Source organism: Agromyces badenianii (assembly GCF_003070885.1).
Classification (GTDB): domain Bacteria; phylum Actinomycetota; class Actinomycetes; order Actinomycetales; family Microbacteriaceae; genus Agromyces; species Agromyces badenianii.
In genome coordinates this window covers 2,092,825-2,109,603 of the sequence record NZ_CP028913.1, presented here as the reverse complement: position 1 = coordinate 2,109,603, position 16,779 = coordinate 2,092,825, and the positions used below count along the sequence as shown (strand labels likewise).

The window sequence follows — 16,779 nt, the reverse complement described above, 5'->3', positions numbered from 1 at the left end:
CGATCTTACGGGAGGCGTCCGACGTCGTTTCGCGCGTCGACCGCCGAGGTCGAGGCTTCGAGGTCGGCGAGCTCCTGCTCGGCCTTCGCGAGATGGCGTCGTGCGCCGAATCCGCCCAGCCAGTTCGCGCGGTCGACCTCAGCGCGAGCCTCGCGCACCCGCACCCGGGCGGCGGTCACGAGCGCCTGCTGCTCGCGTTTGCGCCGCTCGGCCTCGAGCTCCTCGGGCGAGACGCGCAGCAGTGTCTCATGGGCGTCGGATGCCTCCACGGCGATCCAGCTCGCTGCCACGAGGATCACGATGCTCGTGAGCCGGAACCAGAGGAGGAGACCGATGAACACGGCGAAGGTGGCGAGCAGGGGATTGTCGCTCGCCCCGGAGATGAGCGTGCTTCCGAGCAGCTGGAGCACCGACAGGGCCGCCGAGCCGAGGAGCGAGCCGACCCACATGCGCCGCCACGGCATCGTCGCGCCCGAGAGGAATCGGAACATGACGGCGAGGGCGAGCGTGTCGATGACGAAGACGACGATGATCGCTCCGGCCTGCACGAAGAACTCCGACCAACCGGAGTCCGCCGAGAGGCCCATGATGTCGAGCACCCATCCGAGGAACGAGGTGGTCGCGACCGAGAGCACCGTCGCGAGCATCAGGATCGCGCCGAACCCGAAGCCGACCAGGAAGTCACGAGCCTTCAGCAGCACGTACGCCCGCATGTCCTTGGGGAGTCCGAAGATGCTGCGCACCGCGATGCGCGCATAGGTGATCCAGCCGATCGCGGTCCAGATCAGTCCGGCGAGGGCGAAGGCGCCGGTCCAGCCGAACAGGCTCGTGCTCGAGGACGCGATCGCCGTGAGCTCCTCCGTCGTGATGACGCCGTTCGGCCCGATCAGTCCGGGTGCGTAGGTGTTGAGGAGGGCCACGAACGCATCGAGCGTCTCGTCGTTTCCGGTCAGCCAGATGCCGGCCACCGCGAAGACGACGTAGACGGCGGCGAAGATCGCGAACAGCGACTGGTAGCTCAGCCCCGACGAGAGGATGAATCCGTTGCGGTAGAGGAAGTGGCGCCACACCCGCACCGGCAGGAGCGCCATGGTCTTCTGCGTGATCGTGCTGACCTTGTTGATCGGCTCCTCGAAGCGATCGCGGATCGGCTGGCTGAATGCGTCCAGTCGCTCCTTCGCCGAGAGCGAGTGCTCATCGAGGCCGAGCGGGTCGGCGGCCGCGTGCTCGACGGATGCCTCGTCTTGTCGCCCTGTGGGCCCCGCCCCGCGCTCGCTCACGGGTCAAGCCTAGTGACGGACCCCCGCGCTCGGTGTGCGCACTGACCGCGGCTCAGGGCTCGCCCGCTGGGGCGGGGCGATCGTCTGCGGCACGATCGACCCATCGCCTGAACGACGAACCGGCAGAGCCTGCGTGAGCCGGATCCCCGGCGCATCACCCGCACCCGAGCAGCGCGCCGCGCGGCTGCACTGCATCGTGTGGCGCCGCAGACACGCGAAGGGGCCGGTGCATTCGCACCAGCCCCTTCGTCGTCGCGATCGCGTCTACGGCTTGCCGCGCATGACGGCCTGCTTGACCTCGGCGATCGCCTTCGTCACCTCGATGCCGCGAGGGCATGCCTCGGTGCAGTTGAAGGTCGTGCGGCAGCGCCACACGCCCTCTTTGTCGTTGAGGATGTCGAGCCGGGTCTGCGCGTTGTCGTCACGCGAATCGAAGATGAAGCGGTGCGCGTTCACGATCGCCGCCGGGCCGAAGTACTGGCCATCGGTCCAGAACACCGGGCACGACGAGGTGCACGCGGCGCACAGGATGCACTTGGTCGTGTCGTCGAAGATCGCACGCTCGGCGACGGACTGGACGCGCTCCTTGCCGGCCGGCGCTGCCGACTTGGCCACCAGGAACGGCTGCACCTCGCGGTAGCTCGCGAAGAACGGCTCCATGTCGACGATGAGGTCCTTCTCGAGCGGCAGGCCCTTGATGGCCTCCACGTAGATGGGCTTCGAGATGTCGAGGTCCTTGATGAGCGTCTTGCACGCCAGGCGGTTGCGGCCGTTGATGCGCATGGCGTCGGACCCGCAGATGCCGTGCGCGCACGACCGCCGGAACGTCAGCGAGCCGTCCTGCTCCCACTTGATCTTGTGCAGGGCGTCGAGCACGCGGTCGGTCGCGTACATCTCGACATCGAAGTCCTGCCAGCGCGGCTCGGTGTCGACGTCGGGATCGAAGCGGCGGATCAGGAACGTGACGGTGAACGACTGGATCGCGGCATCCGTCGACTGGGCTTCGAGCGTTGCAGTGCTCACGTCAGTACTTCCTCTCCATGGGCTGGTAGCGCGTGATCGTCACCGGTTTCCAGTCGAGCCGGATGTGGTCGGCCGCATCCGACGAGTGCGCGTCGCCCGACAGGTACGCCATCGTGTGCTGCATGTAGTTGACGTCGTCGCGGTTCGGGAAGTCGTCGCGCATGTGGCCGCCGCGGCTCTCTTGACGGTTGCGAGCCGAGTACACGACCACCTCGGCCAGGTCGAGCAGGAAGCCGAGCTCGACGGCTTCGAGCAGGTCGGTGTTGAACCGCTTGCCCTTGTCGTGCACGGCGACGTTCCGGTAGCGATCGCGGAGCCCCGCGATGACCTTCGTCACGTGTTCGAGCGACTCGTCGGTGCGGAACACCTGGGCGTTCTTGTCCATCTCGTCTTGCAGCTCTTTGCGGATCGCGGCGATGCGCTCGGTGCCGTTCGAGTCGCGGAGCTGCTCGAGCATGCTCCGCACGGCCGCAGCCGGGTCGCTCGGCAGGGGAGTGAAGTCGACGGTCTTCACGTACTCGACCGCATTGCGGCCGGCGCGCTTTCCGAAGACGTTGATGTCGAGCAGCGAGTTCGTGCCGAGACGGTTGGAGCCGTGCACCGAGACGCACGCGCACTCGCCGGCTGCGTAGAGGCCCGGCACGACGGTGTCGTTGTCGGAGAGCACCTCGGCCGAGACGTTCGTCGGGATGCCGCCCATCGCGTAGTGCGCGGTCGGCATCACGGGCACGGGCTCGTACACCGGGTCGACGCCGAGGTAGGTGCGAGCGAACTCGGTGATGTCGGGCAGCTTCGTCTCGAGCACCTCGGCACCGAGGTGCGTGCAGTCGAGGAGCACGTAGTCCTTGTGGGGGCCGGCACCGCGCCCCTCGGCGACCTCCTGCACCATGCAGCGCGCGACGATGTCACGCGGTGCGAGGTCTTTGATGGTCGGGGCGTAGCGCTCCATGAAGCGCTCGCCCGAGGCGTTGCGGAGGATCGCGCCCTCGCCGCGGGCTCCCTCGGTGAGGAGGATGCCGAGACCCGCGAGTCCGGTCGGGTGGAACTGGAAGAACTCCATGTCTTCCAGGGGCAGGCCCTTGCGCCAGATGATGCCGACGCCGTCGCCCGTGAGGGTGTGCGCGTTCGAGGTGGTCTTGTAGATCTTGCCGAAGCCGCCCGTGGCGAAGATCACGGCCTTGGCCTGGAAGACGTGCAGCTCGCCCGAGGCGAGGTCGTAGGCGACGACGCCCGAGGGCTGGTTGCGGCCGTCGACCTCGGTCATGACGAGGTCGAGCACGTAGTACTCGTTGAAGAAGTTGATGCCGAGCTTCACGCAGTTCTGGAACAGCGTCTGCAGGATCATGTGACCGGTGCGGTCGGCCGCGTAGCAGGCACGGCGCACGGGTGCCTTGCCGTGGTCGCGGGTGTGGCCGCCGAAGCGCCGCTGGTCGATCTTGCCCTCTGGCGTGCGGTTGAACGGCAGGCCCATGTTCTCGAGGTCGATGACTGCGTCGATCGCCTCTTTCGCGAGGATCTCCGCGGCATCCTGGTCGACGAGGTAGTCGCCGCCCTTGACCGTGTCGAAGGTGTGCCACTCCCAGCTGTCTTCCTCGACGTTCGCGAGCGCGGCGGCCATGCCGCCCTGCGCCGCACCCGTGTGGGAGCGGGTCGGGTAGAGCTTCGAGATGACCGCGGTCTTGGCCCCGGGCCCTGCCTCGATCGCCGCGCGCATTCCGGCGCCGCCGGCACCCACGATGACGATGTCGAACTGGTGGTAGTGGACGCCGTCGATGACAGTGGTCTCGGCGTCGGCGTTCTGGTGGTTCACGGATCTCCTATGCAGCGCAGAACGAGGGGAGCAGGTCGGCGGGGGCGCCCACCGGGCACGGCTCGAAGGTGAAGACCACGAGGGTGCCGAGGATGATGAGCACGGCCGCCGAGGCGAACAGGGCGCCCTTCAGCACCTTCTGCACGACACCGGGGTTCGTGTAGTCGTTGACGATCGTGCGCATGCCGTTGGCGCCGTGGATGAGTGCGAGCCAGAGCATCAGCACGTCCCACCACTGCCAGAACGGGTCGGCCCACTTGCCGCCGACGAAGCCGAAGTCGATCGCCTTCACGCCGTCGCCGACCATCAGGTTCACGAAGAGGTGGCCGAAGATGAGCACGATCAGCACGACGCCCGACGCGCGCATGTAGATCCAGCCCCACTTCTCCAGGTTGACGCCGCGACGGCGCGGGCGATCGGAGTACTCGATGGCAGTCATGTCGCCGCTCCCTAGTGGCTGAAGACGTTGATCAGGTGGCGCGGCACGAAGGCCAGCATCGTCACGATCCAGAGGCCGATGACGATGTAGAACAGCACCTTCTGGTGCCGGGTCGCCCACGACCAGAAATCGACGAGGATCACGCGCAGGCCGTTGAACGCGTGGAAGACGATGGCGCCGACCAGGGCGACCTCGCCGAGACCCATGATGGGCGTCTGGTAGGTGCCGATGACCGCGTTGTACGCTTCGGGGCTCACCCGCACGAGCGCCGTGTCGAGCACGTGCACGAGGAGGAAGAAGAAGATGGCGACACCGGTGATGCGGTGCAGCACCCATGACCACATTCCCTCACGGCCGCGGTACAGCGTGCCACCAGGCTTCTGTTTCGCGGGCGTCGCGGGTGCGGTCAGGGTTCCTGCCGAGGTCTCTGGCATGAACAACCCTCCTTGGCTGTGTGAATCGCCCGAAGAGGCGGGGGCGTTACGGGCACACGGCCCGATCCGAGTGTAGCCCGGCGCCCGTCCGACCGCCGCTTAGGCGTGCCTAACTCTCTCGACGTCGAGATACCGGATGCCGCGGCATCCGCCACCCATATGGCCCGGTGCTGCTGCGGTTACGCTGTCCTGATGGAATCAACCCCGATCGACGGTTTCTACAGCGTCATCCCCGCCGGCGGCGTAGGCTCGCGGCTCTGGCCGCTCTCTCGAGCCGACGCTCCGAAGTTCCTGCACGACCTCACGGGCTCGGGTCAGACGCTCCTGAAAGACACGTGGGATCGGCTCGCTCCGCTCTCGGGCGACGACCGCATCATGGTCGTCACGGGGCGCGCCCACCGCGCGGCCGTCGAGGAGCAGCTGCCGGGCCTCGCCGACCACAACGTCGTGCTCGAGAGCGAGCCGCGCGACTCGACGGCCGCGATCGGCCTCGCCGCCGCGATCCTCGAGCGCCGCGAGCCCGGCGTGATCATCGGCTCGTTCGCCGCCGACCATGTGATCTCGGGCTCCTCGCTCTTCCGGGCCGCCGTCGCCGATGCCGTGGCGGCCGCCCGGGCCGGGTACATCGCGACGATCGGCATCACCCCCACCGAGCCCGCCGTCGGCTTCGGCTACATCGAGTGCGGCGCCCCCCTCGTGGTCGAGGGCGCCGCCCACGTCGAGGCGGTCGCGAGCTTCGTCGAGAAGCCCGACCTCGCGACGGCCAAGAGCTACCTGGCCGGCGGCGCCCACCTCTGGAACGCCGGCATGTTCATCGCGCGCGCCGACGCGCTGCTCGCCGAGATCGCCCGCACGAAGCCCGAGTTGCATGCCGGTCTCATCGAGCTGGCCGCGGAATGGGACGACCCGGCCACACGAGGACCGGCCGTCGATCGCATCTGGCCGCGCCTCGAGAAGATCGCGATCGACTACTCGGTCGCCGAACCAGCGGCGGCGGCCGGCCGACTCGCGGTAATCCGCGGTCACTTCGCGTGGGACGACGTGGGCGACTTCGCCTCGCTCGCCAAGCTCAACACCGCGGGCCGCTCCGGCGAACTCGCGATCCTCGGCGAGAACGCGCGCGTGCTCTCCGATGCGTCGAGCGGCATCGTCGTGAGCCGCTCGAAGCGGGTGATCAGCCTGATCGGCGTGCACGATATCGTCGTGGTCGACACGCCCGATGCGCTCCTCGTCACGACGAGCGAGCATGCCCAGCGGGTCAAAGCGGTCGTCGACGCTCTTCGGCTCGGCGGGTCCAACGACGTGCTCTGACGGCACGAGAGAGCGGGTTCCGGATGTCTCAGGGTCGGATGTCTCAGGGTCGGATGGTGCAGGGTCGCACGTCGCTGCGCCGGAGCCTCGTCGGTGCGGCGACGGTGGTCGCGGCATCCCTCGCCCTCGTCGCGTGCGCCTCGGCGCCCGAGTCCGGTGGCGGCGGCGAGGCGAGCGAGTCGTGCGTGCGCATGGTCACGAACTCCGGCGGTCTCGAGGACCGCTCATTCAACCAGTCCAGCTGGGAGGGGCTGCAGGCCGCCGAAGACGAGTACGGCATCGAGGCGGAGGCGATCGTCTCGACCGGCGAGACCGACCTCGCACCGAACGTGCAGCAGGCCGTCGAGTCGGGCTGCGAGCTCATCGTGACGGTCGGCTGGGAGCTGGCGGAATCGACGCTCGACCAGGCCGAGAAGAACCCCGAGCTCGCCTTGGCGATCGTCGACGAGACGGTCGAGGCCGACAACGTCAAGCCGGTCGTCTTCGACACGGCGCAGGCCGCGTACCTCGCGGGCTACCTCGCGGCGGGGGTCTCGAAGACCGGCGTGGTCGCGACGTTCGGCGGCGGCAACCAGCCGCCCGTGACCCTGTTCATGGACGGCTTCGTCGACGGCGTCGCCAAGTACAACGAGGTGCATGCCGCGCAGGTGCGCGTGCTCGGCTGGGACAAGGCTGCCCAGGACGGCGCGTTCACGGGCGACTTCGAAGACGTCAACAAGGGCAAGACGTTGACCGAGGGCTTCATCGACCAGGGCGCCGATGTCATCCTGCCCGTCGCCGGCCAGGTCGGCGAGGGTGCGGCATCGGCGGCCCTCGAACGCGGCGGGGTGTCGATCATCTGGGTCGACAGCGACGGATACGAGTCGCTCGCTGCGGAGTACCGCCCCGTGATCCTCACGAGCGTGCTGAAGAACACGCAGGACGCGATGGTCGAGATCGTCGGCAGCGTGCTCGACGACTCGTTCTCGAATGAGCCGTTCGTCGGCACGCTCGAGAACGGCGGGGTCGAGATCGCGCCATACCACGATCTCGCGCCGGTGGTGACGACGTCGCTCGACGGCGAGATCGAAGGCCTGCGCCAGGCGATCATCGCCGGAGAGATCGTCGTGGAGTCGCCGAGCGCTCCGTAGCGGGGATTCCGCGTCGCCGCTGCTCATATGAGCAGAACATCGCGTCTTGATAACCATTGGATGTCGCGGGCCGCTCTGGCGATGGCGCTCGGCGCAACATTCGGTAACGTGACTGCACGAGCCTCGGAACGGTCGGGGCATCCAGTCTTTGGAGGACACAGTGAAGGTCACGACCAAGAAAGCCGCGCTCGGCGGTCTCGCGCTGTTCGGGGCGGCCGTGCTGCTCGCCGGTTGCGCATCCGCACCTGAGGAATCCGGCGACGGCGGTGGAGAGGCCATCGACTTCCAGCCGTGCATGGTCTCCGACTCGGGCGGCTTCGACGACAAGTCGTTCAACCAGCTCGGCTTCGAGGGCGCCACCAAGGCGGCCGACGAGCTGGGTGTCGAGCTCATCGACGTGCAGTCCGACTCCGAGACCGACTACGCGCCCAACCTGACGAACCTCGTCGACCAGGGCTGCGATCTCATCGTCACGGTCGGCTTCGCGCTCTCGGCGGCCACGGTCGAGTCGGCGCTCGAGAACCCCGATGTCGAATACGTCATCATCGACGACGCTGCAGACAACGACTTCGACGGCGAGATCGACGCGCCGAACATCAAGCCGATCCTCTTCGACACGGCGCAGGCCGCCTTCCTCGGCGGATACGCTGCAGCCGATTACACGAAGACCAACACGGTCGGCACCTTCGGCGGCATGAACTTCCCGACCGTCTCGATCTTCATGGACGGCTTCAAGCAGGGCGTCGACTACTACAACGAGGAGAAGGGCAAGGGCGTCACGGTTCTCGGCTGGGACGGCACCGACGGCCTCTTCACCGGTGGCTTCGAGGCGAACGACACCGCGCGCCAGACCGCGCAGGGCCTGCTCGACCAGAACGTCGACGTGCTGCTGCCCGTCGGCGGCCCGATCTACCAGTCGGCCGCTGCTGCGATCCGCGACTCGGGCGCCGACGTCGCCCTCATGGGCGTCGACGCCGACTTCACCGAGACCGACCCCTCCGTCGCCGACCTCGTGCTGACCTCGATCCTCAAGGGCATCGACGTCGGTACCTACGAGGCCGTGCTTGCTGCCGGCAACGGCGACTTCGACCCGACGGCCTTCATCGGCACGCTCGAGAACGAGGGCGTCGGCCTCGCGCCGTTCCACGACTTCGAGTCGAAGGTCTCCTCGACGCTCCAGAGTGAGCTCGACGACCTGAAGGCTGCGATCATCGCGGGCGACGTCACGGTCGAGTCCTACCTCGCCGGCTGAGACGAGTCATCACGCATCGGGGAGGCCGGCGACGCCGGTCTCCCCGATCCGCGTTGCGGTGCGCGCATCGGTGCAGCACCTCCAACACTTGAGCGGGGCGGAATCCGACCCCACAACATCCGCGCAGCATCTCCAACAGATGCGGCACCGTCACTAGGATCGGGAGCATGAAGCTCGAACTTCGCGGCATCACGAAGCGATTCGGCAGCTTGGTCGCCAACGACCACATCGACCTCACCGTGGAGGCTGGAGAAATCCACTGCCTGCTCGGCGAGAACGGTGCAGGCAAGTCGACGCTCATGAACGTGCTCTACGGCCTGTACCAGGCCGACGACGGCGAGGTGCTCCTCGACGGCACCGCGGTGAACTTCGCCGGTCCCGGTGATGCGATGGCCGCCGGCATCGGCATGGTGCACCAGCACTTCATGCTCATCCCGGTCTTCACGGTCGCCGAGAACGTCATGCTCGGTCACGAGTCGACGAAGGCCGGCGGCATCCTCGACCTCGCGACGGCGCGAGCGAAGGTGCGCGACATCTCCGACCGCTTCGGCTTCGACGTCGACCCCGATGCGCTCGTCGATGATCTGCCGGTGGGTGTGCAGCAGCGGGTCGAGATCATCAAGGCGCTCTCGCGCGACGCCAAGGTGCTCGTCTTCGACGAGCCCACGGCGGTGCTCACCCCGCAGGAGACGGATGAGCTCATGCAGATCATGCGGCAGCTGAAGCAGTCGGGCACCTCCATCGTCTTCATCACGCACAAGCTCCGCGAGGTTCGCGAGGTCGCCGATCGCATCACCGTGATCCGCCTCGGCAAGGTCGTGGGCGAAGCAGCCCCGACCGCATCGAACGCCGAGCTCGCCTCACTCATGGTCGGACGAGCGGTCGAGCTGACCGTGCACAAAGACGCTCCGAAGCTCGGCGACGAATCGCTCGTCGTCGAGGGGCTCACCGTCATCGACCAGATCGGCCAGCTCACCGTGAACGACGTGAGCTTCACCGTGCGCAAGGGCGAGATCCTCGCCGTCGCCGGTGTGCAGGGCAACGGACAGACCGAGCTCACCGAGGCGCTCGTCGGTCTCCAGCCCCGGGTCCGCGGTTCCATCCGGCTCGACGGCGTCGAGCTCACCACCGAAAGCGTGCGCAAGATCCTCGAGTCCGGCGTCGGCTTCGTGCCCGAGGACCGCAACGAAGACGGCCTCGTCGGCGAGTTCACGATCGCCGAGAACCTCATGCTCGACCGTTCCGACAGCGCACCCTTCGTGCGGGTCGGCAACATCCAGCGCGGCCTGCTCGCCGAGTTCGCCCGCGACCGGGTCAAGGAATTCGACGTCCGCACCCAGGGCATCGATGAGAAGGTCGGCCGGTTGTCGGGCGGCAACCAGCAGAAGGTCGTGCTCGCCCGCGAGCTCAGCCGCGAACTCAGCCTGCTCGTCGCCGCGCAGCCCACGCGCGGAGTCGACGTCGGCTCGATCGAATTCATCCACAAGCGCATCGTCGCCACCCGCGACGCCGGCGTGCCCGTCGTCGTCGTGTCGACCGAGCTCGACGAGGTCGTCGCGCTCGCCGATCGCATCATGGTCATGTACCGCGGGCGCATCGTCGGCATCGTTCCGGGCGACACCCCCCGTGACGTGCTCGGCCTCATGATGGCCGGCGAAGTACCCGCAGAAGGAGCCGCCGCATGAGCGACCCCCAGAAGCCACGGGGCGACGCACCCGGCGGCGACGAGCTCGACGCCGACGTGGCGATCGAAGAACCAGGCGCCGCCGGGAAGCCGGCCGCGTCAGCACCTCGCGTGCCCGGCACGCCGGCCCCCGAAGCGGTCGAGCCGCCGTCGCGCTGGCACACGATGCTGCGCCAGATCTCCACCGGCAACGCCCTCATCTCGGTGCTGTCGGTGCTGCTCGCCCTCCTCGTCGGCGCCGTCATGATCGCCTTCACCGACGAGCTGGTGCAAGAGGCGAGCGGGTACTTCTTCGCCCGCCCCGGAGACACCTTCCTCGCGATCTGGCAGTCGGTGTCCGGCGCGTACTCGGCGCTCTTCCAGGGCTCGGTCTACAACTTCCGGCGCGACACCTTCGCCGCCGGCATCCGCCCGCTCACCGAGACCCTGACGTTCGCCACGCCGCTGATCGCCGGCGGTCTCGGCGTCGGCCTCGCATTCCGGGTCGGAATGTTCAACATCGGCGGGCGCGGCCAGATGCTCATCGCCGCATCCGTCGCCGGCTGGATCGGGTTCGGCTTCGACCTGCCGTGGGGCGTCCACATGCTCGTCGCCCTCATCGGCGGCCTCATCGGCGGTGCGCTGTGGGCCGGGATCGCCGGTCTCCTGAAGGCTCGCACGGGTGCTCACGAGGTGATCGTGACGATCATGCTCAACTACGTGGCCTTCTACCTGGTCTCGTGGATGCTGCGCACCCCGGGCCTGCTCCAGGCACCCGGTTCGTCGAACCCGAAGACGCCCGCGATGAAGGAGACGGCGATCTTCCCGTCGCTCCTCGGCCCGCAGTACAACCTGCACTTCGGCTTCATCCTCGTGATCGTCGCGACGGTGCTCGTGTGGTGGATCCTCTCCCGATCGAGCCTCGGCTTCAAGTTCCGGGCGGTCGGCGAGAACCCGAACGCGGCTCGCGTGGCGGGCATCAACGTCAAGTCGATGTACGTCTACGCGATGCTCATCGCCGGCGCGCTGCTCGGCCTCGCGGGGGTCAGCCAGGTGCTCGGCACCGTCACCACCGGGTTCACCGCCGGCATCGACGCCGGCATCGGATTCGACGCGATCACCGTGGCGTTGCTCGGTCGCTCCACGCCGTGGGGCATCTTCGCCGCAGGCATCCTGTTCGGCGCCTTCAAGGCCGGCGGGTTCTCGATGCAGGCGGCCGAGGGCGTCCCCGTCGAGATCGTGCTCGTCGTGCAGTCGCTCATCGTGCTCTTCATCGCAGCCCCCCCGCTCGTGCGCACGATCTTCCGTCTGCCAGATCCGAGGGCCGGCCCGAAGCGACCGCGGCCCATCGTCACGAAGGAGGTCGACGCGAAATGAGCACGACCGCAGAGCATCACCGCACGGCGCCGCAGCCCGAGGCGCTCGCCACCACCGTCGTGACGAGCTGGAAGGCTCCGATCGCGTTCGCCGTCTTCACCCTCGCCGCGCTCGCGCTCGCGGTGTTCGCACCGCGAGAGGGCGTCACGAAGTTCCGCCTCTCGGCACCGACCGATGCGGTGCAGCTGCCCGAGGTGACGGTGCCTTCGATGCCCGCCCTCTGGACGGTCGTGGTCCTGCTCGCAGCCATCACGGCCTACTCCGCGTGGCTCGTCTCCTCGAAGCGACGTCTTCCGCTTTGGACGATCGTCGTGTTCGCGATCCTCTTCATGTTCGGCTTCCTCACGTGGGCGGCCGCCGGAGCCTCGCTGCCGATGATCGGCCTGCTCTTCGGCTCGCTGAGCCTCGCCGTGCCGCTCATCTTCGGTTCGCTCGCGGGCGTGCTCGGCGAACGCGTCGGCGTGATCAACATCGCCATCGAGGGTCAGCTGCTCGCCGGCGCATTCACGGCCGCCGTCGTCGCCTCGGTGACCGGCGAGCCGTGGTTCGGCCTCCTCGCGGCCATGGTGGCCGGCATGCTCGTCGCCTTCGTGCTCGCCGCCTTCGCGATCAAGTACTTCGTCGACCAGGTCATCGTCGGTGTCGTGCTCAACGTGCTCGTCACCGGCCTCACGAGCTTCTTCTTCTCGCAGGTGCTCGCCCCCAACGCGGCGCTCCTGAACACACCGCCGCGCTTCGACCGCTGGCCGATCCCGCTGCTCGGCGACATCCCGATCATCGGGCCGGTCTTCTTCCGGCAGACCGTCGTCGTCTACCTGATGTACATCGCGGTCGCCGCGGTCTACATCGGACTGTTCCACACGAAGTGGGGCCTGCGTCTGCGCGCCGTCGGCGAGCACCCCCAGGCGGCCGACACCGTGGGCATCAACGTCAACCGCACACGCTTCTGGAACGTGGCCCTCGCGGGTGCGATCGCCGGTCTCGGCGGCACGTTCTTCACGATCGGCTCGGGCATCGCCTTCAACAAGGAGATGACCGCGGGCGCGGGCTTCATCGCGCTGGCCGCCGTCATCTTCGGGCAATGGGATCCGATCAAGGCGACGCTCGCGGCGCTGCTCTTCGGCTTCGCATCGAACCTGCAGAACACCCTCTCGGTGATCGGCTCGCCCGTGCCGAGCGAGTTCATGCTCATGCTGCCCTACGTCGTGACGATCTTCGCGGTCGCGGGCCTCGTCGGCAAGGTTCGAGGGCCGGCCGCCGCAGGCAAGCCGTACATCAAATCCTGACGAGGGCGCCGCTGCGCGCCCGCACACCTTCATCCTGGAACGGGGGAGCACCATGACCGCAACGGATGCGATCGATTGGAACGAGCTCCGCGGGCGCGCCCGCGAGGCGATGGCGAAGGCCTACGTGCCGTACTCGGAGTTCCCGGTCGGGGCTGCGGCGATCGTCGACGACGGTCGCGTCGTGAGCGGCTGCAACGTGGAGAACGCCTCCTACGGGGTCACGCTCTGCGCCGAGTGCTCGCTCGTCTCCGCGCTCGTGATGTCGGGCGGCGGCAAGCTCGTCGCCTTCGCCTGCGTCGACGGCCACGGTGCCGCGCTCATGCCGTGCGGGCGCTGCCGGCAGCTGCTGTACGAGCACTCCGCCGAGGGGATGCTGCTCGACACCGTGTCGGGAATCAAGACGATCGACGAGGTGCTGCCCGACGCGTTCGGCCCGCGGCAGCTCGCCGAGTTCAAGGGAGTGAATGCATGAGAACCGTCGAACCGTTCGATGCCGTCGACCTGATCCGGGCGAAACGCGACGGCCACGAGCTCGAGACGCCCGAGATCGACTGGCTCGTCGACGCGTACACCCGCGGGTACGTCGGCGACGAGCAGATGTCGGCCATGACCATGGCGATCTTCCTCAACGGCATGTCGCGGCGTGAGATCCGAGACCTCACGATGGCGATGATCGCCAGTGGCGAGCGCATGGACTTCTCGGCACTCGGCAAGCCGACGAGCGACAAGCACTCCACGGGCGGAGTGGGCGACAAGATCACCCTGCCGCTCATGCCCCTCGTCGCGACATTCGGCGTCGCGGTGCCCCAGCTCTCGGGGCGAGGCCTCGGTCACACGGGCGGCACGCTCGACAAGCTCGAGTCGATCCCCGGCTGGCGTGCCGATCTGAGCAACGACGAGATGTTCGCCCAGCTCCGTGACGTCGGCGGCGTGATCTGCGCCGCCGGGGCGCGCCTCGCGCCGGCCGACAAGAAGCTCTACGCGCTCCGCGACATCACGGCCACGGTCGAGGCGATCCCGCTGATCGCCTCGTCGATCATGTCGAAGAAGATCGCCGAGGGCACGGACGCGTTGGTGCTCGACGTGAAGTTCGGCTCCGGCGCCTTCCTCACCGACATCGATCGCTCGCGCGAACTGGCCCGCACAATGGTCGAGCTCGGCGAAGACGCCGGCGTGGCGACCTCGGCGCTCATCACCAACATGAACGTGCCCCTCGGGCTGACGATCGGCAACGCCAACGAGGTGCGCGAGTCGGTCGAGGTGCTCGCCGGCGGCGGCCCGTCGGACGTCCGTGCCCTCACCGTTGCGCTCGCACGCGAGATGCTCGCGCTCGCGGGGCAGCCCGATGCCGAGGTCGAGGCGGCGCTCGACGACGGCCGCGCCATGGACACCTGGCGCCGCGCCATCCGCGCGCAGGGCGGCGACCCCGACGCAGCGCTGCCGGTGGCGCGGGAACAGCACGTGGTGACCGCCGAGCGCGACGGAGTGCTCGTCGCGCAGCACGCATTGCCATTCGGCATCGCCGCGTGGCGCCTCGGCGCCGGTCGCGCGCGCAAGCAGGATCCGGTGCAGCACGCCGCCGGAATCGAGCTGCACGCCAAGCCCGGCGACGCCGTGGGCAAGGGTGAACCGCTGTTCACGCTGCATGCCGACGAGCCCGCTCGCTTCGCCCGTGCCCTCGAGGCCGTCGAGGGTGCGTGGCGCATCGGCGACGCCGGCGACCCGGTCGAAGACGGCGGGCCCCTCATCGCCGACCGTATCGGCCGCTGACGCGCGTCGACTTGCTTCGAGATTGCCGAGACTTCCCGGGCGCCCTGTCGCTATCGTTGACTCGTGAACACGATTCCGACGGAGTACCGCCTCGAAGGCGACGGCACGAACATCCAGTCCCTGCCGAAGATCTCGCTGCATGACCACCTCGACGGGGGCCTGCGTCCGCAGACGCTCATCGAGCTCGCCGACGAGATCGGCTTCGAAGTGCCGGCGACCGATGCCGAGGCCCTCGGCCAGTGGTTCACGACGCAGTCCAACTCGGGCTCGCTCGTCGAGTACCTGAAGACCTTCGACCTCACGACCGCGGTCATGCAGACCCGCGACGGGCTGCGCCGGGTCGCCCGCGAGTTCGTGCAGGACCTCGCTGCCGACGGCGTGATCTACGGCGAGATCCGCTGGGCGCCCGAGCAGCATCTCACCCGCGGGCTCAGCCTCGACGAGACCGTCGAGGCGGTGCAGGAGGGCATCGAGCAGGGCATCGACGACGCCCGCGGCCAGGGTCGCGGCATCCGCGCCGGCCAGCTCGTCACCGCCATGCGCCATGCCGATCGGGGTCTCGAGATCGCCGAGCTCGCGGTGCGGCACCGCGACCGCGGCGTCGTCGGATTCGACATCGCGGGGGCCGAGGCCGGCTTCCTGCCGAGCCGCCATCGCACGGCGTTCGACTACCTCGCGAGCCAGTACTTCCCGGTCACGGTGCACGCCGGCGAGGCCGACGGCCTCGAGTCGATCCGCAGCGCGCTCTTCGACGGCCGGGCCCTGCGCCTCGGTCACGGCGTGCGCATCGCCGAAGACCTCCTGATCGAGCGTCAAGACGACGAGAACACCTACGTCTCGCTCGGTCCGATCGCCCAGTGGGTACGCGACCGCGAGATCGCCCTCGAGACGAGCCCCTCGTCGAACCTGCAGACCGGAGCGATCGCGGCGTGGGGCGACGAGCTGATCGACCACCCCTTCGACCTGCTGTACCAGCTCGGGTTCCGCGTCACGGTGAACACCGACAACCGTCTGCAGTCGGGCACGAGCCTCACGCGCGAGCTGGCGCTCCTGAGCGACGCGTTCGGATACGACCTCGACGATTTCGAGACGTTCCAGCTGAACGCCGCAGCGTCGGCGTTCCTGCCGCTCGACGACCGCGAAGAGCTCGCCGAGCAGATCCAAGACGGCTTCGACGACGCCTGACGCGACGGAGGCTGTACCGCGCACCCGCCTGCACCACCTCGAACGGACCACCATGATCCTCCCGCCGCTCCCCGACGATGCCATCCTGCTCGGAGTGCACGTCGACGACTGGCGCGCCGCTGTGCGCGAAGCGGGCCGTGCCCTGGTGCGTTCGGGTTCGACGCGCTCCGAGTACGCCGATCGCATGATCGCCGTCATCGAGGAGTTCGGCGCCTACGTCGTCATCGCACCGGGCCTCGCCCTCGCGCATGCGCGCCCGGGTCCCGACGTGCGTCGCGAGGGCCTCGCCGTAGTGACGCTCGCGGAGCCGGTGCCGTTCGGCCACCCGCACAACGACCCGGTGCGCGTGGTCGTCGGACTGGCCGTGTCGAACGCCGAAGAGCACGTCGCGTGGGTCGCGAAGCTCGCGAACGCCTTCAACGACCGCGGCATCGTCGGGCGCATCGCGAGGGCCGAGACGCCCGAGGAGCTGCGGGCCCTGCTCGGTTTCGACGACCGGGCGGGCGCGTGAAGATCGTCGCCGTGTGCGGGGTGGGCATCGGCACCTCCGCGATCCTGAAGGTCAACGCCGAGCGCGCCCTCGACCGGCTCGGACTCTCAGCCGACGTCGACGCGAGCGATCTGCCGGGCATCGCCGCGGCGGCCGCTGACGCGCAGATCATCTTGACCTCGACCGAGCTGTCGTCCGCGGTTCGTCACGCCGTCGGTCGCAACCACGCCGAGATCATCGAGGTGTCGAACTACTTCGATGTCGAAGAGATCGGCGCGAAGCTCGAGACCTCGCTCGGCTGACGTGGCCGGCCGGAGTGCCCGGCCGGC

16 protein-coding genes are annotated in these 16,779 nt (G+C 68.4%); 11 read left to right on the top strand and 5 right to left on the bottom strand.

The features are described 5' to 3' along the window. Window positions 1-5: 5 nt before the first annotated feature. The 5 genes from DCE93_RS10000 to sdhC form a co-directional block, all read right to left on the bottom strand. A complete protein-coding gene (locus DCE93_RS10000) occupies window positions 6-1,280 on the bottom strand; it encodes a YihY/virulence factor BrkB family protein (protein ID WP_108595761.1) in 1,275 nt (424 codons plus the stop codon). A 264-nt stretch (window positions 1,281-1,544) separates the two neighbouring features. Next, window positions 1,545-2,303, bottom strand: coding sequence for a succinate dehydrogenase iron-sulfur subunit (locus DCE93_RS09995; protein WP_108595760.1), 759 nt, complete (start codon window positions 2,301-2,303; stop codon window positions 1,545-1,547). A 1-nt stretch (window position 2,304) separates the two neighbouring features. Next, on the bottom strand, window positions 2,305-4,113 hold the full coding sequence (sdhA, locus tag DCE93_RS09990) for a succinate dehydrogenase flavoprotein subunit (RefSeq protein ID WP_108595759.1): 1,809 nt from the start codon (window positions 4,111-4,113) through the stop codon (window positions 2,305-2,307). Between the two features lie 7 nt (window positions 4,114-4,120). Next, window positions 4,121-4,552, bottom strand: coding sequence for a succinate dehydrogenase hydrophobic membrane anchor subunit (locus DCE93_RS09985; RefSeq protein WP_108595758.1), 432 nt, complete (start codon window positions 4,550-4,552; stop codon window positions 4,121-4,123). A gap of 11 nt (window positions 4,553-4,563) precedes the next feature. Further along, the gene (gene sdhC, locus DCE93_RS09980) at window positions 4,564-4,986 is read right to left on the bottom strand and encodes a succinate dehydrogenase, cytochrome b556 subunit (protein WP_108596699.1); all 423 of its coding nucleotides are present in this window, start codon (window positions 4,984-4,986) and stop codon (window positions 4,564-4,566) included. Between the two features lie 192 nt (window positions 4,987-5,178). Here sdhC and DCE93_RS09975 point away from each other — a divergent pair, with 192 nt between their 5' ends. The 11 genes from DCE93_RS09975 to DCE93_RS09925 all read left to right on the top strand — a co-directional run bounded on the left by DCE93_RS09975 (window position 5,179) and on the right by DCE93_RS09925 (window position 16,752). Continuing rightward, on the top strand, window positions 5,179-6,297 hold the full coding sequence (locus tag DCE93_RS09975; RefSeq protein WP_108595757.1) for a mannose-1-phosphate guanylyltransferase: 1,119 nt from the start codon (window positions 5,179-5,181) through the stop codon (window positions 6,295-6,297). A gap of 38 nt (window positions 6,298-6,335) precedes the next feature. Continuing rightward, window positions 6,336-7,427: a BMP family lipoprotein gene (locus DCE93_RS09970; RefSeq protein ID WP_235825111.1), complete on the top strand. Its 1,092-nt coding sequence runs from the start codon at window positions 6,336-6,338 to the stop codon at window positions 7,425-7,427. 160 nt (window positions 7,428-7,587) lie between these two features. After that, window positions 7,588-8,679, top strand: a complete 1,092-nt coding sequence (locus tag DCE93_RS09965) for a BMP family lipoprotein (RefSeq protein ID WP_108595755.1) — start codon at window positions 7,588-7,590, stop codon at window positions 8,677-8,679. 167 nt (window positions 8,680-8,846) lie between these two features. After that, window positions 8,847-10,364, top strand: coding sequence for an ABC transporter ATP-binding protein (locus DCE93_RS09960; protein WP_108595754.1), 1,518 nt, complete (start codon window positions 8,847-8,849; stop codon window positions 10,362-10,364). After that, window positions 10,361-11,719 (top strand): ABC transporter permease, encoded by a 1,359-nt coding sequence (locus DCE93_RS09955; protein ID WP_108595753.1) that lies wholly within the window; start codon window positions 10,361-10,363, stop codon window positions 11,717-11,719. The genes DCE93_RS09960 and DCE93_RS09955 overlap by 4 nt, the downstream gene beginning before the upstream one ends. Beyond that, on the top strand, window positions 11,716-13,005 hold the full coding sequence (locus DCE93_RS09950; protein WP_108595752.1) for an ABC transporter permease: 1,290 nt from the start codon (window positions 11,716-11,718) through the stop codon (window positions 13,003-13,005). The genes DCE93_RS09955 and DCE93_RS09950 overlap by 4 nt, the downstream gene beginning before the upstream one ends. A gap of 34 nt (window positions 13,006-13,039) precedes the next feature. Next, window positions 13,040-13,477 carry a cytidine deaminase gene (locus DCE93_RS09945; RefSeq protein WP_268876769.1) on the top strand — a complete coding sequence of 146 codons (438 nt, stop codon included), beginning with the start codon at window positions 13,040-13,042 and terminating at the stop codon, window positions 13,475-13,477. After that, entirely contained in the window at window positions 13,474-14,775 is a 1,302-nt protein-coding gene (locus DCE93_RS09940; RefSeq protein ID WP_108595750.1) for a thymidine phosphorylase, read from the top strand. The genes DCE93_RS09945 and DCE93_RS09940 overlap by 4 nt, the downstream gene beginning before the upstream one ends. 72 nt (window positions 14,776-14,847) lie before the next feature. Further along, window positions 14,848-15,960 (top strand): adenosine deaminase, encoded by a 1,113-nt coding sequence (locus DCE93_RS09935; RefSeq protein ID WP_108596698.1) that lies wholly within the window; start codon window positions 14,848-14,850, stop codon window positions 15,958-15,960. 52 nt (window positions 15,961-16,012) lie between these two features. Next, window positions 16,013-16,471, top strand: a complete 459-nt coding sequence (locus tag DCE93_RS09930; protein WP_108595749.1) for a PTS sugar transporter subunit IIA — start codon at window positions 16,013-16,015, stop codon at window positions 16,469-16,471. After that, entirely contained in the window at window positions 16,468-16,752 is a 285-nt protein-coding gene (locus tag DCE93_RS09925; RefSeq protein WP_108595748.1) for a PTS sugar transporter subunit IIB, read from the top strand. Before DCE93_RS09930 ends, DCE93_RS09925 begins: the two co-directional genes overlap by 4 nt. Window positions 16,753-16,779 lie beyond the last annotated feature (27 nt).

Coding starts and splice junctions, on each gene's coding strand:
- DCE93_RS09940 (WP_108595750.1), top strand. CDS start 13,474: ATGAGAACCGTCGAACCGTTCGATGCCGTCGACCTGATCCGGGCGAAA.
- DCE93_RS09985 (WP_108595758.1), bottom strand. CDS start 4,552: ATGACTGCCATCGAGTACTCCGATCGCCCGCGCCGTCGCGGCGTCAAC.
- DCE93_RS09970 (WP_235825111.1), top strand. CDS start 6,336: ATGTCTCAGGGTCGGATGGTGCAGGGTCGCACGTCGCTGCGCCGGAGC.
- DCE93_RS09975 (WP_108595757.1), top strand. CDS start 5,179: ATGGAATCAACCCCGATCGACGGTTTCTACAGCGTCATCCCCGCCGGC.
- DCE93_RS09950 (WP_108595752.1), top strand. CDS start 11,716: ATGAGCACGACCGCAGAGCATCACCGCACGGCGCCGCAGCCCGAGGCG.
- DCE93_RS09930 (WP_108595749.1), top strand. CDS start 16,013: ATGATCCTCCCGCCGCTCCCCGACGATGCCATCCTGCTCGGAGTGCAC.
- sdhC (WP_108596699.1), bottom strand. CDS start 4,986: ATGCCAGAGACCTCGGCAGGAACCCTGACCGCACCCGCGACGCCCGCG.
- DCE93_RS09960 (WP_108595754.1), top strand. CDS start 8,847: ATGAAGCTCGAACTTCGCGGCATCACGAAGCGATTCGGCAGCTTGGTC.
- DCE93_RS09955 (WP_108595753.1), top strand. CDS start 10,361: ATGAGCGACCCCCAGAAGCCACGGGGCGACGCACCCGGCGGCGACGAG.